At 66.5% G+C, this 1211-nt stretch carries 1 protein-coding gene and 1 pseudogene; both read right to left on the reverse strand.

Annotated features, from left to right (window positions below; translation table 11 throughout):
- A pseudogene (locus JAN01S_RS17010) lies at nt 1–563 on the reverse strand (hypothetical protein); the annotation flags it as partial.
- Between the two features lie 140 nt (nt 564–703).
- Nucleotides 704–1211 (reverse strand): hypothetical protein (locus JAN01S_RS17280; protein WP_176573020.1); only part of this gene is annotated, 508 nt, incomplete at its 5' end.

The raw sequence follows: 1211 nt of genomic DNA on the forward strand, positions 1-1211 counted from the left end.
ATCCACACCGGCATCCCCACCAGGCCGACCGAGCCCGGAGCGTCATCAGGCGCGATCCCGATCTTCGGTGCCCGCATCCTCATCCGGGCGATCGCCTGGTCAGCCAAGGTCCGCGCGTTCGGCAGATTCGCCGCGCTGGGCGGTCCACCGCCGGGTGGTGTCGCCGACCAGAACAACCCCTGCGGTCCGACCACCCGCACGTCACCGGCCAGGTCCGAGACCGACCCGCCACCGCCGACCGGCCCGGCGCACGAGTAGATCGCCCCACCCTCGTTGCCCTCCCACACAGGGTCCGACTTCGCCGGCGGCGGGTCCACCGCCGCGACATAGCAGGCGTTCGACGCTGACCACCAGGCGCCGTCCTTCACGCACGGGATGACGACCTTCCCCTGGTCACGACACACCGGCTTCTTCGAGTTCCCTGCGGACACGGGTGCACCACCTGCCCGCCCGTTGGAACCGTTCGAGCTAGCCACCCCGTCTTTCCCTTGGCCCGTCATTTCAGTCTGGGTGTCCTCCTCGACTGAGACCTTCACCACGCAGTTGCCCGCGTCGTTCATCACCTTCCCGTCAGTACACCCCACGGGCTTATCACTCGGCGTCGCTGCGGTCCGACTCGATGTCGGTGAGACCGGGTCACCTTGAGCGGGACCGGACACCATGGGTAGTGCTAGCCCGATCAGTACTGCTGCCCAGCGACTTCCTAGCATTCGGACGTCGCCTCCTCGGCCGTGACCCGCCACTTCCCGTCTTGCTGGGCCCCGTCGCTCTTCTCCACGGTGTAAACACGCTCGAGACGATCAAAGGGGGACGGCAGCGCTTCTCCGTTCTTGTCCACACTCCTTCGCGCAGACACGTCCGTGCACGCGACCACCTCCTGACTGGTGGCCGACTGGCGAGAGGCTGTCGCCTCGACCACCGTGATGCGACCCCGGTGGCTTTCACCGGCCTCGCGACTCTGCCGAATGGTGAACGTACGTTGCTTGTATGCCTGACCGGTGGCATACGCCCCCAGTGCCCCGGTTTCCTTCATCGGATCCAACCGCAGGTCGTTCGTCGTCTTCTCGAAGTTTTTGACGACCTCGATGGCCGTGGCGCCGTCAGGGTTGCTCTCCGTGGTCGAGGACGCCGACGAGCTCGGTGTCGTGCTCGACGAGCTGCTGCTCGAGGAGCTCGTCGTGGTGGTGTCGGTGCCTTCGCCCTCGCCGTTG

The organism is Janibacter anophelis NBRC 107843, from assembly GCF_001570945.1.
Taxonomy (GTDB): domain Bacteria; phylum Actinomycetota; class Actinomycetes; order Actinomycetales; family Dermatophilaceae; genus Janibacter; species Janibacter anophelis.